The organism is Streptomyces sp. NPDC045701 (genome assembly GCF_056432045.1).
This window is the reverse complement of sequence record NZ_JBWKJV010000025.1, coordinates 82,328-94,726: the sequence shown is the minus strand read 5'-3', so window position 1 is coordinate 94,726 and position 12,399 is coordinate 82,328. Positions and strand designations below refer to the sequence as shown.

General features: G+C 73.8%; 11 protein-coding genes. 5 read left to right on the top strand and 6 right to left on the bottom strand.

Annotated features, from left to right (window positions below; translation table 11 throughout):
- Positions 1-545 (top strand): transposase (locus AC07DW_RS23765; protein ID WP_478859685.1); only part of this gene is annotated, 545 nt, incomplete at its 5' end.
- A gap of 135 nt (positions 546-680) precedes the next feature.
- On the opposite strand, the gene AC07DW_RS23760 is transcribed toward AC07DW_RS23765, so the two are convergent.
- Together AC07DW_RS23760 and AC07DW_RS23755 are read right to left on the bottom strand one after the other, a co-directional pair.
- Positions 681-1,337 (bottom strand): pyridoxine/pyridoxamine 5'-phosphate oxidase, encoded by a 657-nt coding sequence (locus AC07DW_RS23760; protein WP_478859684.1) that lies wholly within the window; start codon positions 1,335-1,337, stop codon positions 681-683.
- 184 nt (positions 1,338-1,521) lie between these two features.
- Positions 1,522-2,169: a TetR family transcriptional regulator gene (locus AC07DW_RS23755; protein ID WP_478859683.1), complete on the bottom strand. Its 648-nt coding sequence runs from the start codon at positions 2,167-2,169 to the stop codon at positions 1,522-1,524.
- 389 nt (positions 2,170-2,558) lie between these two features.
- Between AC07DW_RS23755 and kbpA the strand changes: the two genes are divergently transcribed.
- Together kbpA and afsK are read left to right on the top strand one after the other, a co-directional pair.
- Positions 2,559-3,341 carry an AfsK-binding protein KbpA gene (kbpA, locus tag AC07DW_RS23750; protein WP_478859682.1) on the top strand — a complete coding sequence of 261 codons (783 nt, stop codon included), beginning with the start codon at positions 2,559-2,561 and terminating at the stop codon, positions 3,339-3,341.
- A 136-nt stretch (positions 3,342-3,477) separates the two neighbouring features.
- Positions 3,478-5,877, top strand: coding sequence for a protein serine/threonine kinase AfsK (afsK, locus tag AC07DW_RS23745; RefSeq protein ID WP_478859681.1), 2,400 nt, complete (start codon positions 3,478-3,480; stop codon positions 5,875-5,877).
- Here afsK and AC07DW_RS23740 read toward each other — a convergent pair.
- The 4 genes from AC07DW_RS23740 to afsR all read right to left on the bottom strand — a co-directional run bounded on the left by AC07DW_RS23740 (position 5,874) and on the right by afsR (position 10,614).
- Positions 5,874-6,593, bottom strand: coding sequence for a hypothetical protein (locus AC07DW_RS23740; RefSeq protein WP_478859680.1), 720 nt, complete (start codon positions 6,591-6,593; stop codon positions 5,874-5,876). The two genes, afsK and AC07DW_RS23740, sit on opposite strands and share 4 nt — an antisense overlap.
- A gap of 211 nt (positions 6,594-6,804) precedes the next feature.
- On the bottom strand, positions 6,805-6,984 hold the full coding sequence (locus tag AC07DW_RS23735; RefSeq protein ID WP_478859679.1) for a hypothetical protein: 180 nt from the start codon (positions 6,982-6,984) through the stop codon (positions 6,805-6,807).
- Positions 6,985-7,079: 95 nt separating this feature from the next.
- Positions 7,080-7,361 (bottom strand): hypothetical protein, encoded by a 282-nt coding sequence (locus tag AC07DW_RS23730; RefSeq protein WP_478859678.1) that lies wholly within the window; start codon positions 7,359-7,361, stop codon positions 7,080-7,082.
- A 208-nt stretch (positions 7,362-7,569) separates the two neighbouring features.
- Positions 7,570-10,614: an SARP-family global regulator AfsR gene (gene afsR / locus AC07DW_RS23725; RefSeq protein WP_478859677.1), complete on the bottom strand. Its 3,045-nt coding sequence runs from the start codon at positions 10,612-10,614 to the stop codon at positions 7,570-7,572.
- A 252-nt stretch (positions 10,615-10,866) separates the two neighbouring features.
- On the opposite strand from afsR, the gene AC07DW_RS23720 reads away from it, so the two are divergent.
- Together AC07DW_RS23720 and AC07DW_RS23715 are read left to right on the top strand one after the other, a co-directional pair.
- Positions 10,867-11,460, top strand: coding sequence for a pentapeptide repeat-containing protein (locus AC07DW_RS23720; protein WP_478859676.1), 594 nt, complete (start codon positions 10,867-10,869; stop codon positions 11,458-11,460).
- A 50-nt stretch (positions 11,461-11,510) separates the two neighbouring features.
- Positions 11,511-11,924 carry a PaaI family thioesterase gene (locus AC07DW_RS23715; RefSeq protein WP_478859675.1) on the top strand — a complete coding sequence of 138 codons (414 nt, stop codon included), beginning with the start codon at positions 11,511-11,513 and terminating at the stop codon, positions 11,922-11,924.
- Positions 11,925-12,399: the final 475 nt, after the last annotated feature.

Here is a 12,399-nt window from a genome sequence, read left to right as displayed (position 1 = left end):
AGGCGGTGCCCACCGCGCCGGGGCGGGAGGGCAGGAGAGGAGCCCCGCCTCTGCCGCGCTACCGCGAGCCGGCCCGTTCCCTGAAAGACCTGGCCCTGACTGCCGGGCGGCGCGCCTTGCGGCGCTGTACCTGGCGCCAGGGCAGCAAAGGCACGATGACCAGCCGGTTCATGGTCCTTCAGGTCCGCCCGGCCGGTGCCGCGGCAGCGAAAGCGGCCCGGGAGGCGGCCGGCGGAAGCGCCGGGTGGGACGGCGTCCTGCCGTCCGAGACACTGATCGCCCAATGGCCGCCGCACCAGGACGAGCCCACCGGCTACTGGCTGACCAGCCTGCCCGCCGGCACCGCACTGCGGCACCTGGTCCGCATGGCGAAGATCCGCTGGCGGATCGAACACGACTACCGCGAACTCAAGCACGGCCTGGGCCTGGACCACTTCGAAGGCCGCACCTGGCGCGGCTGGCACCACCACGTCACCCTCGTCACCGCCGCCCACGCCTTCCTCACCCTCCGCCGCCTGGACCCAAAAGCCCAAGCGCCGGCCTGACCTTCTACCAAATCCTCGCTTCCCTGCAGGACTTGCTGCTGTGCTGGACCGGCGCATGCCCCACCTGCCACCGCGACCTCCCCACCCCAACACCCACACACCCCCACCCACCCGACTCAACCTAACGAAGTACTACTAGGGCCAGAGCAGTTCGCGGTCCCAGCGGCCCTCGGGGGTGCGGCGGTACCGGAGCCGGACGTGCCGGCGGCGGGCGTCGCCCTGGAAGAACTCGGCCTCGTCCGGTTCGAGCACGTACAGGGTCCAGGTGTCGACGTCCGCGTCCGGTTCCGCCTCGGCGCGCCGCCAGGCCGCGGTGCTCGCCCGCTCCAGCTCGTCCAGAGAGGGCAGCACCTCGCTCTGCCGCCCCACCAGCGCGGCGGCCAGCGCACCCGTCGAGCGGGCGTGCAGGTCGGCGTACGACTCCTCCGGCGTGCCCGACGAGACCCGGCCGCGCAGCCGCACCTGGCGGCCCTGGACCGGCCAGTAGAAGTGGAGCGCCGCGCGCGGATCGGCGGCGAGCTGGCGGCCCTTGGTGCTCGTGGCGTGCGACGCGAAGTGCCAGCCCCGCTCGTCGGCGTCGTGCAGCATCAGCGTCCGCACATCGGGCCGCCCGTCGGCGTCGACGGTGGCCAGTGACATGGCGTGCGGCTCGGTCTGCCCGGCCCGCGCGGCGGAAGTGAACCACTCGTGGAAGAGGGGCAGGGGATCGACGGGCGCGGAGTCCGGGTCGAACGTGGGCAGTTCGGTGTCCCAGACGCGCAGGGCGCGCAGGGTTTCGTGGAAGCCGGTCATCGGGCCATCATCCGCCTCCGGGTCCGCGCGCGCGTGCCTGGTACGGGCCGGGACGCGCGATGCGGCCCGTATTGGCCCGGCGTGCGCCGGGCGCGCCCCGGGGATGGCGCCGGGAACGGGAACGCCGATGGCGGTCGACGAGATGGACCGCCATCGGCGCGACAGGACGTGGACGGGTGCGGCGTTACTTCGACGGCTTCTTTCCGGTGATGCCCAGATGGACCAACAGTGCCAGGTTCGGCCGGAGTTCAGCCGGTTTGACGCCCCAGGTCTGGAAACCCTTCTGGTGCGAGGCGACCGCCGCCAGCATGGCGACCAGGGAGCCGGCCATCGCCGCCGGGTTGACGTTCTTGTCGACCTTGTTCTTGGACTGGAGATCCTTGACCGCGTCCGTGAGGGAGCTGGTCACCGAGTTGAGGATCTTCATGCGGATCTTGTAGAACCGCTTGTCGCCCTCGGCGGCACCCAGGTCGATCACGCGGAGGATGGCGTCGTGCTTGCGCCAGAAGTCGAGGAAGCCCTCGACCAGTTCCTCCGAGGTCTGCCAGGCCGCCTTGCCGACCCAGGTGCGGCCGGAGACGAGTTCCGTCAACCCGGCGCCCTCCTTGGCCATTTCTTCCGCGATTTCGAGGACCGCGCCCTCGACGTCCGGGAAGTACTGGTAGAACGTCGCCGGGGAAGTGCCCGCCTTCCGGGCCACGTCGATGACTTTGACGTCCCGGTACGGCGAGGAGCTGAGCATCTCGCTGAGGCAGTCGAGCAGCTTCTGCCGCGTCGCCTGTCCGCGCCGACCGGCCACGCGGCCGTCGACGGTGCGTACTTGTCCTGTCATGTCGTCAGCTTACCGAGGGGTGATCGGCGCGCGATTCGGCCGACTGCAAATGGGGTGACGGCCCTCCGCGCGGGCCTCCGTCCCGCCCTCCGCAGGTGCCCTGACCTTGTGGGCAGTGGATCGGGCCCCGGTTTCCGGCGCGCACCCGGCGGAGGTCTCCATGCGGCGCTTTTCGGCCATCTTCGGAGCCCGCGTCACCCCGATAGGCTTATTAACAGCCTGTGGAAAACTTCGGTGGACAACGCACCGGCTTGCGGGCGGGCACCGGCCCCGCGGGCCTACTGTCGCTCGTTTGTTCGATTCTTTTCCCTGCGCGGGGCGCCCGGCGCCACTAGCGTGACCATGACGGGCACCACACGCGCCGCCCGTACACGGAAAGGGACAGGCCCATGTCCGCATTCACAGAGGGCACGCCGTGCTGGGCGGATGCGATGCTCCCCGACCTCGAAGCCGGCAAGCGTTTCTACGGTGAGCTCTTCGGCTGGACCTTCGAGGACGGCGACCCGGCGTACGGCAGTTACACCAACGCCTTCAGCGACGGGAAGCGCGTCGCCGGTCTGGCGCCCAAGCGGGACGGCCGCATGCCCACCGTCTGGGGCGTCTACTTCGCCACCCCCGACGCCGTCGCCACGACCCGAAGGATCCGGGAGGCGGGCGGCCAGATGGTGATGGACCCCATGCCCATCGACTCCTTCGGCACCATGGCCCAGGCCGTCGACCCCGGCGGCGCCGTCTTCGGCCTCTGGGAGGCCGGCGGGCACAACGGCTTCGAGAAGCAGGGCGAACCGTGCTCCTTCTGCTGGACCGAGGTCTACACCCGGCAGAAGGACGCCGTGGACTCCTTCTACGAGACCGTCTTCGGCTTCCAGGTGCGCGACCTCGACGACGCCTCGATCGACTTCAGGGTCTGGTCGCCCGCCGGTACGCGGGCGAGCGACGAGACCGCCATCGGCGGCCGGAGCGTGATCACCGACGCCTTCCCCGCGGAGATGCCCGCCCACTTCCTCGTCTACTTCGCGGTCGAGGACTGCGACGACACCGCCGCCCTCGCCACCGGCCTGGGCGGCCGGGTCACCGAGGAACCGTTCGACACTCCGTACGGGCGGATCGCCCTGATCGCCGACGATCAGGGCGCCGTCTTCGCCGTCCTGGCGGAGCCGAGAGCCGCCTGAAAAGTCTCACAGGGGTGTCCGGATCGGGGTGAGACACCCCGATCCGCCCCCGGGTTCGCAACCACCGCCCCGGACAGGAAGAATCAGGGGGCACGGGGCCGTACTCTCATGGCCCTGACGGGGAGGTGGCAGGCAAGTGGAACAGCTGACGCAGCACGACCCGAGACGGATCGGCCCGTTCGAGGTGCTGGGCCGGCTCGGTGCCGGAGGCATGGGCCTGGTCTATCTCGCGCGATCGGCGTCGGGGCGGCGCGTGGCGATCAAGACGGTACGGACCGAGCTCGCCGAGGACCAGCTGTTCCGCGTCCGCTTCACGCGCGAGGTGGAGGCCGCACGGGCCGTGTCCGGCTTCTACACGGCGGCCGTCGTGGACGCCGACCCCCGGGCGGCGGTGCCGTGGCTGGCGACCGCGTACGTCCCGGCCCCCTCGCTCGAGGAGATAGTGAATGAGTGCGGGCCGCTCCCGGCCCAGGCGGTGCGCTGGCTGGCGGCCGGGATCGCCGAGGCCCTCCAGTCCATCCACGGCGCCGGCCTGGTCCACCGCGACCTCAAGCCGTCGAACGTGCTCGTCGTGGAGGACGGGCCGCGCGTCATCGACTTCGGCATCGCGTCCGGCGTCTCCAACACCCGGCTGACGATGACCAACGTCGCCGTGGGAACGCCCGCTTACATGTCACCCGAACAGGCGAAGGACTCCCGCAGTGTCACCGGCGCGAGCGACGTCTTCTCGCTCGGCTCCACCCTGGTCTTCGCGGCCACCGGACACGCCCCCTACCACGGGGCCAACCCGGTCGAGACGGTCTTCATGCTGCTGCGCGAGGGCCCGGACCTGGAGGGGCTGCCGGACGAGCTGCGGCCCCTGATCGAGTCGTGCATGCAGATGGAGGCCGGCCTGCGGCCCTCGCCCGCCGACCTCCAGGCCCAACTGGCGCCGCACCTGTTCTCCGGGAGCGACGACAGCGGTACGGCGTCGGCATGGCTGCCGACCCGGGCCACCGCCATGATCGAGACCCGCCGGGGCGGGCGCCCCAACCCCCCGCCGCCGCTGCCCGCGCCGCCCACCGCCCCGCCGCCGGTTCCGCCGGCCGCGCCGCCGCCCGGCCCCCGGCACGGCCGCGAATGGGACGCCCCGCACCGGGGCGGCAACGGCGACCCCCGTACCGGGCAGGCGGCGCCCGCCGCTCCCGTACGACTGCCCGGCGCCCCGCTGCCGATCGGCCCCGGGCCGCGCGTCGCCGACACCCGTGCCGCCTTCGCGGTGGACGCCGGTCCGACCACCGGCTGGATCCGCCGACCCCCGGGCGGCCACGCCGGCACCGATCCGGCCGCCCCCGCCCCCGCCCACCCCGCCCCGCCGGCGGGCCCGCCCGTCCCCGCCCCCTCCCAGGAGCCCGCCGGCCCCGGGCACTGGCGGCCGTGGCGGTTCCGGATGTCCAACGACGTGTGGGGCACCCCGGTCGTCGCCGGCGACCTGCTGTACGTCACGTCCTTCGAGGTGCACGCGCTCGACGTGGGCACCGGCCGCCGCCAGTTCAAGACCCGGGACGTCGCCTGGTCCATGGCGGTGACCGACGGGCGCATCCACGCCTCGGACGGGCCGTCGCTCTACGCCCTCGACGCCCTCGACGGCAGCGAGCGGTGGCGGCTGCGGACCGACGCCTGGGTGTACTGCGTCCGGGTCGACCGGGGCACCGTCGTCACCGGCACGCGCGGCGGCGGCGTACAGGGCTGGGAGGCCGCCAACGGCGCCCGGCTGTGGGAGATCAGCGGCGCGCAGACGGACTTCGAGACGCCCGAGGGCGGCCCGGTGATCCACGGCGACACGGTGTACGTGTGGCAGGACGCGCGGCTGCGCGCCCTGGACGCCCGCACGGGCACCGAGCGCTGGTCGTACCCGATCGGCGACGCCGCCTCCTGCGGCGGGGTCCCCGTGCGGGTCACCCCCGCCGAGGACGGTTACGTGTACGTGGCCGCCGGCACCCGGGTGCTGTCCGTCGACATCATGTCCGGTCACGTCCGCTGGCACTTCGAGGCCCCGGCGGTCTTCCTCTCGCCGCCCGCCTTCGCCCCCGGCCCGGCGGTCACCGGGGGCGGGGTGTACCTCGCCGACTATCTGGGCACGGTGTACGCGCTCGACGCCACGACCGGCAAGGACCGCTGGCGCATCGCCACCGAGTCCCGCCAGTCGACCGAACCGGTGCTCGTCGCGGACGGCAACGTCCACGTCGGCAGCGGCAGCGCGGTGTACACGCTCGACGCGGTGACCGGCACCCCGAAGTGGCGGTTCCCGGCGGGCGGGCCGGTCATCGGCGCCCCGGTCGTCGCGGACGGCCGGCTGCACTTCGGCTCGGCCGACCACGTGCTGTACACGCTCGACGCCAGCGGCGGCCAGCTGCGCTGGAAGCTCACCACGGGCGGCGAGATCACCGGCTCGCTGGTCGCCCGGGCGGGTGTCGTCTACGCGTGCAGCAAGGACCGGTGCGTCTACGCGCTGGACGCGGTCAAGGGCACGGCGACCGGCCGGAGCGGCCGCTAGCGGGGCGGCCCGTGCGGCCGGTCGGGCCCGCCCGGCCCGTCGTCCGGACCGCCCGGGCGGTCGCCGTACCGGTCGCCGGTGCGCTGGTCGTACCGCTCGTCGTGGCGGGGGTACTCGGCCGTCGGGGGGTCGCCCGCGTACGGCCGCTGCTGCCCGTACGCCTCCCGGCCGGGCTCGCCGTACGCCTCGCCGTGCGGCTCCGTGTACGGCTCCTCGTGGTGCCCGGGCTCACCTGCCAGGCGGTCGCGCCGTCCGCGCCCGCGCAGCCGGCCGTGCCCGCCCGGTTCACGGGGCTCGCGCGCCGGTCGCCGCCCGGCCATCAGCGCGGCGCCCAGCAGCAGCAGGACCCCGCCGGCCGCCGCCAGCGCGACGCCCTGGCCGAGGCCCGAGCCGTCGGACTCGACGCTCAGACCGCCGGCCTCCTGACCCTGGCGGACCATCCACAGGATGGTGAAACCCAGCACGATCAGCCCGGCGAGGGCGACCAGGACCCGCGACCGCAGCACCAGTCCCACCAGCGTCACCAGCGCGGCGAACGCGAACGGCAGCAGGATCGAGGTCCATAGGCCGGCGCCCGCGCCGGTGATGCCGCCGAACAGGTCGGCGATGCGGTAATCACGCCCGTGACGGCCGTCGTACCAGGCACGGAAGGGGCTAAAGACGGCGGCCGCCGCTCCGACGAGAGCGAGGATCGAGCCGATGACATTGCGAATCATGCCCGGCCTCCCAAGGGATGCGGCTTTCGATCACGACGCTACGCCGCCCGGGGGAGGCTCGCCACACGGCGGGCGCGCAACGGCAGCGAGTACAAGGAATGCGTCGTCGACACGGCGACGAAGACCTCCCTCTGCGCTGCCCGCCCGGGGCGCGCCGCGCCCACCGGCACGAAGGGCACCGGACCGCGACGGTCCGGTGCCCTGTGCACATTCAGCCCTGCGGGGGCGCCGGCAGGTGGTTGTCGCCCAGGGTCGTCATGCTCCCGTGGGCCGCCGGGGCATGGGCCGGTGCCGTGTCGGCGCGACCGGCCGCCGCCGCGATCGTCGCGGCGCCCGCGGCGACCGCCGTGGCGATCAGCGCGACCGCCAGCAGGCGCGTGGTGCGAGTCATTCCGTCTCTCCACTCGAAAGGTGTGCCGGGCATGTCGCGGCCGCGACGGCTCCCCCTCCGCGCCGCCGCGGCCGCACCCCGTCGGGACGTACGGATCAGGAACCGGCGGGCGGGGCCGGCATGTGGTTGTCGCCCATCGTCGTGAACTCGCCGTCCTTGGGCGGGGCGGGCATGTGGTTGTCCCCCATGGTGACGAGGGCGCCGTCCTTGGGCGGGGCGGGCATGTGGTTGTCCCCCATGGTGACGAGGGCGCCGTCCTTGGGCGGGGCGGGCATGTGGTTGTCCCCCATCGTCACGAGGGCGCCGTCCTTCGGCGGGGCCGGCATGTGGTTGTCGCCCATCGTGATGATCTCTTCGCTCTTGATCGCGTCGCTCATGGTCATCTCCCCGTTGTCCTTGCGCGGTGCGGTGATGGAAATGCGCCCGCTCGGCCACTCCCCCGAGGATTTCCGAACGGGCGCTTCAGGACCGCTCACCCTAGCGGTGGTGATCCCGCGATCCGTCTGCCCCCCGACGCGACGGACCGATGGGTAAGAGACTGCCGGACCGGCATAAACAAACGCTGAACGCCGGCGCCACCGCAGCTCAGGCGGCTGCCGACGGGGCCAGCAAGGACCGCACCTCGGCGACCTCGGACACGTCCGACTCCTGGTAGAGCGCGAGCGCCTCCTGCCAGCAGGCCCGAGCGCGGTCGCTCTGGCCGAGCGCGTCGAGCGCCTTGCCGAGCACGGTCAGGGAGTTGCCGCGCATGCGGTCACCGCCGATGCAGCCCATCGCCAGGGCCTGCTCCGCGTGCTGGGCGGCGTGCGCCGGGCGCCGGGACTTCAGCTGCGCCTCCGCCAGCCGGAAGTGCGTGGCGCCCTCCCAGAGCCGCTGCCGGTTCTTGGCGAAGATGCGCAGCGCTTCGAACAGCTCCTTGAGCGCCTCCGCGTTGCGGTTGGCGTGGGTGAGCGCGACCCCCAGCGCGTACCGGCCGTTGGCGAGCCGCAGCGCGAGATCCATGCGGTCGTAGATCTCGATGCCCTGCCGCGCCAGCTCGATGGCCGTCGCCGTACGACCGGTGAGCAGGTGCAGCCGGGAGAGGTTGCACAGGGCGCTCGCGGCGCCGGGCAGGTTCCCGTCCGCGCGGGACCCCTCCACCGCCGAGGCGAGGTGCTCCTCGGCGTCCTGGTGCCGGCCCCGGATGGCGGCGATGATGCCCCGGTCGTTGTCCGCCCAGTACACCGGTGCCGTGTCGCCCACCTCGACGGCCAGCGCCCGTGCGCTGCGCGCCTCCTCGTCGGCCTCGTCGTAACGGCCCGCCACCAGGTGCACGTTGGTGAGGGCCGTACGGGCACGGGCCTCGGCATGGAGGTCGCCGGCGGCGCGGGCCGCCTCGCGGGCGGCCACCGCGGCCGCTTCGTACTGCTTGGAGTTGGCGCCCGACTCCGCGAGGTCCTTCGCCGCCCACAGCAGGTCCACCGCCCGGCGCAGACGCGGGCCCGCCGTGGACTGGCGGGCGCAGGCCAGGAGGCAGTTGGCTTCCGTGTAGAGCCAGTCGAGGGCCGCGTGGCGGTCGGTGAACGTGAGGCCGGCGTAGGTGGTCGGTTCCAGGTGGTCGACCAGGCGGTCGCCCGGGCGCTCGATCGCGTAGACCCGGGCCGCCGTCGCCAGGTAGAAGTCCAGCAGCCGGGAGAGGGCCGACAGGCGCTCCGTGGGCGGCTGTTCGTCGCGGTCGGCGCATGCACGCGCGTAGAGGCGGACCAGGTCGTGGTAGCGGTAGCGGCCCGGCGCGGCCGACTCCAGGAGGGACGTGTCGACCAGGGACTCCAGGAGGTCCTCCGCCTCGTGGAGCGGGAGGTCCAGGACGGCCGCCGCCGCCGCGAGGGAGATGTCGGGGCCGTCGGCGAGGCCCAGGAGGCGGAACGCGCGGGCCTGGGCCGGCTCCAGTTGGCCGTACCCGAGCTCGAAGGTGGCCTTGACGGCGAGGTCGCCCGCCTGGAGCTCGTCCAGGCGGCGGCGTTCGTCGGCCAGCTTGGCCGCGAGCACGGTGACCGTCCATGTGCGGCGCGCCGCCAGGCGGGACGCGGCGATACGGATGGCCAGCGGGAGGAAACCGCACGCGGCGACCACGTCCAGCGCCGCCTCCCGCTCCGCCCGCACCCGCTCGGCGCCCACGATCTTGGTGAAGAGCTGAAGGGCCTCCTCGGGGGACATCACGTCCAGGTCCACCAGGTGCGCGCCCGCCAGGTCGACCATCCGGACCCGGCTGGTGACCAGCGCGGCGCACCCCTCCGTACCCGGCAGCAGCGGCCTCACCTGGGCGGCGTCCCGCGCGTTGTCCAGCAGGACCAGCACCCGCCGCCCGGCGAGCGTCGACCGGTACAGCGCGGCCCGCTCGTCGAGGGTGTCGGGGACGGCCGAGTCCTGGATGCCCAGCGCCCGGAGGAAGGCGCCCAGCACGGTCTCGGGCTCCGCCGCCCGCGCCCCCGCGCCCTGGAGGTCCACGTACAGCTGCCCGTCCGGGAAGCGCGGGCGGGCCGCGTGGGCGACGTGCACCGCGAGCGTCGTCTTGCCGACCCCGCCGATGCCCGCCAGCGCGGACACGGCCATCACCGAGCCCTCCGCGGTCACCAGCCGGTCGCTCAACTCCCGTACGAACGCCGCCCGGCCGGTGAAGTCCGGCACCGTGGCCGGCAACTGGGCCGGGCGCGAGACGGCCGGGGCGGGGGAGGGGGTTTCCACCGGGCGGGCCAGCTCCGCGTCGGCCCGCAGGATGCGCTGCTGGAGCCGGGCCAGCTCGGGGCGCGGGTCGACGCCCAGCTCGTCGGCGAGGAGCCGGCGCGTGTCGGCGTACACGGCGAGCGCCTCCGCCTGCCGCCCGCTGCGGTACAGCGCCAGCATCAGCAGCTCCCGCAGCCGCTCGCGCAGCGGGTGCGCCGCGGTGAGGGCCGTCAGCTCGGACACCGCCTCCGCGTGGTGCCCGCACTCCAGGTCCAGGTCGAGCCGGGTCTCCAGCAGCTGGAGCCGCCACTCCTCCAGGCGGGCGCGCTGCGTCTCGGCGTAGGGGCCGGGTACGGACGCGAGGGGTTCGCCGTCCCACAGGCCGAGCGACTTGTCGATCAGCACCCGGGCCTGCGCCCGGTCGCCGCCCACCCGCGCCTTCTCCGCCCCGGCGGCCAGCTCCTGCGCGACGTTCAGGTCGAGGGCGTCGGAGCGGCCGCGGATCGCGTACCCGCCCGACTCGCTGACGAGCACGCCCGGTGGGAGGACCTTGCGCAGCCGGGAGGCGTACGTCCGTACCGCCGCGAGGGCCTGCGAGGGCGGCTCGTCGCCCCAGATGGCGTCGATCAGCTCGGCGGCCGTCGCCGTGCGCCCGTCGCGCAGCAGCAGTGCGGCCAGCAGGGCCCGCTGCTGCGGGGAGCCGGACGGCAGGGCCGCGCCGTCGCGCCAGGCGCGCACCGGACCGAGCACGGCGAACCGCAGCTCGGCGTGCCCGTCCCGCGGGTCGCCGCCCAGGTCGCCGCGCGGGCCGTCGTGCTCGCCGTGCGGGCCGCGGCGCAGGCCGCGCGCACCGGCGTCGCCGCCCGCGGCGGGACCCGGCCGCGGAGCGCGCTGCTCCGGCACTCGTGGCCCGTCTTCACGGTCCATAGCTCCCCCTGCCCGTACCCCGCTGGTTCCGCCCTCGACAGTCTGCCTTGTCGACGGCGTTTGCGTCAGCAGTGGGTGACGCTCTGCACAAGGTCGTGACACTCTCCCCCGACAGGGCCCTCTGACGGATCGTCAGTGGAGCTCCGGCGATGAACGGCGAGGGCGTCCGTACCGGCGTGGGGCGCCACCTCTCCTCCCGCGGCCGGCCGTTCCCGGGCCCCGTTGTCGGTGGCGGCCGGTTCAATGGACCGCATGGTGAAGGAACGCGATCTCGTCGTCCGCGGTGAGGACTGGTACGCCAGGGAGCTGGGCCCCGGTACGACGTACACGGGCTGCACCTTCTACGACACGGACTGGACGGAGGTCGTGAACGGGGGAGCGGTCTTCGACGAGTGCACTTTCTCGGGGGTGCGGTTCAACGCCTCGCGCCACTCGGGCGCGGCGTTCACCAACTGCTCCTTCCGCAAGTGCGGCTTCTTCGACGCGCGCTTCGAGCAGTGCAAGGTCGTCGGCAGCCGCTTCGAGCAGTCGACGTTCGGGCTTCTGGAGGTGTCCGGCGGCGACTGGTCGTTCGCCGGCCTGCGGGGCGCCGACCTGCGGAAGGCCGACTTCGACGGCGTGCGGCTCCGGGAGGCCGACCTGACCGGCGCCCGCCTGGAGGGCGCGACCCTCGCCCGGTGCGACCTGTCCGGTGCGGCCTTCCACGGTGCCAGGCTGAAGGGCGCGGACCTCCGGGGCAGTGACCTGTCCTCGCTGGACCCCCTGACGGTGGAGCCGGCGGGCGCCCGGATCGACCCGGAGCAGGCGGCGGTCATCGCCACGGCGCTCGGGTTCGAGCTGGGCTGACGGGCCACTCGCCCGGTTTCGGCGGCGCGCCGCGGCGGCAGCATCCCGGCATGACTCTCACGATCGCCGAAGCCGACAAGATCCTCGCCGACAACTTCGCGCCCTGGGTGCTGGAGCTCGGGCTGTCCGTCGTGGAGGCGGGTGAGGCGCACGCCGTCCTGCGCCTGCCGTGGGACGGGCGGCTGGCGCGTGAAGGGGGCGGGCTGTCGGGGCAGGCCCTGATGGCTGCGGCAGACACCGCCACGGTGATCGCGGTGTCCTCGGCGCGCGGGGCGTTCGTGCCCATGACCACCGTGCAGCAGTCGACCAGCTTCATGCGGGCGGTGACCGGCGCGGACGTCCTGGTGGACGCGCGGATCACCAAGCTGGGCCGGCGGATGGCGTTCGCGGAGGTCACCCTGACCGCGGAGGGGACGACGGAGCCCGCGGCCCGGGCCTCCACGGTCTACGCGCTGCTCGGCTGACCCCGGCGCGGTGGCGGCCGGACGTGGCCGCAATGGTGAGCCGGGGCGCTCCGGACGCGACCCGTGCGGCCCCTGGCGCGGCCTCCGGGCGGCGGCCCGGGGTGCCGCGGGCGTGGGTCCCGGGGCGGGGCGGTGGGCGTCGTGCGGGTCCGCCGGGTGCCCGCGCGCACCCGATCGGGTGTACCGCGGCGGCGTCCTCCGGCGCGCTCGACGGGGTCCGGAAGGCCGGTGCGGGGCGGGGTGCGGGGCCTCGCGCGCCGTACGCGTACGGCGCGCCGGGGGCGGGTGTGTGGCCGGGCCGAAAACAGCGCGGGAAAATTTAGAAACCGGCAAAACGGACACACCTGCGGTTCCCGCATATCGAACGGTACGGTTTTCGCCTACCAATCGGTCGGCCGGAGGCGCAGGCCATCTTTCATTCATTGCCGGAAGGCGGCCTCGCGCCCCGCATTGCAAGGAAAAGATCGCGGAGTGC

Excerpts from the sequence above, each read along its gene's own strand:
- AC07DW_RS23730 (WP_478859678.1), bottom strand. The coding sequence starts at position 7,361 with ATGAGCGACGCGATCAAGAGCGAAGAGATCATCACGATGGGCGACAAC.
- AC07DW_RS23740 (WP_478859680.1), bottom strand. The coding sequence starts at position 6,593 with ATGATTCGCAATGTCATCGGCTCGATCCTCGCTCTCGTCGGAGCGGCG.
- afsR (WP_478859677.1), bottom strand. The coding sequence starts at position 10,614 with ATGGACCGTGAAGACGGGCCACGAGTGCCGGAGCAGCGCGCTCCGCGG.
- AC07DW_RS23755 (WP_478859683.1), bottom strand. The coding sequence starts at position 2,169 with ATGACAGGACAAGTACGCACCGTCGACGGCCGCGTGGCCGGTCGGCGC.
- AC07DW_RS23735 (WP_478859679.1), bottom strand. The coding sequence starts at position 6,984 with ATGACTCGCACCACGCGCCTGCTGGCGGTCGCGCTGATCGCCACGGCG.
- kbpA (WP_478859682.1), top strand. The coding sequence starts at position 2,559 with ATGTCCGCATTCACAGAGGGCACGCCGTGCTGGGCGGATGCGATGCTC.
- AC07DW_RS23720 (WP_478859676.1), top strand. The coding sequence starts at position 10,867 with ATGGTGAAGGAACGCGATCTCGTCGTCCGCGGTGAGGACTGGTACGCC.
- AC07DW_RS23760 (WP_478859684.1), bottom strand. The coding sequence starts at position 1,337 with ATGACCGGCTTCCACGAAACCCTGCGCGCCCTGCGCGTCTGGGACACC.
- AC07DW_RS23715 (WP_478859675.1), top strand. The coding sequence starts at position 11,511 with ATGACTCTCACGATCGCCGAAGCCGACAAGATCCTCGCCGACAACTTC.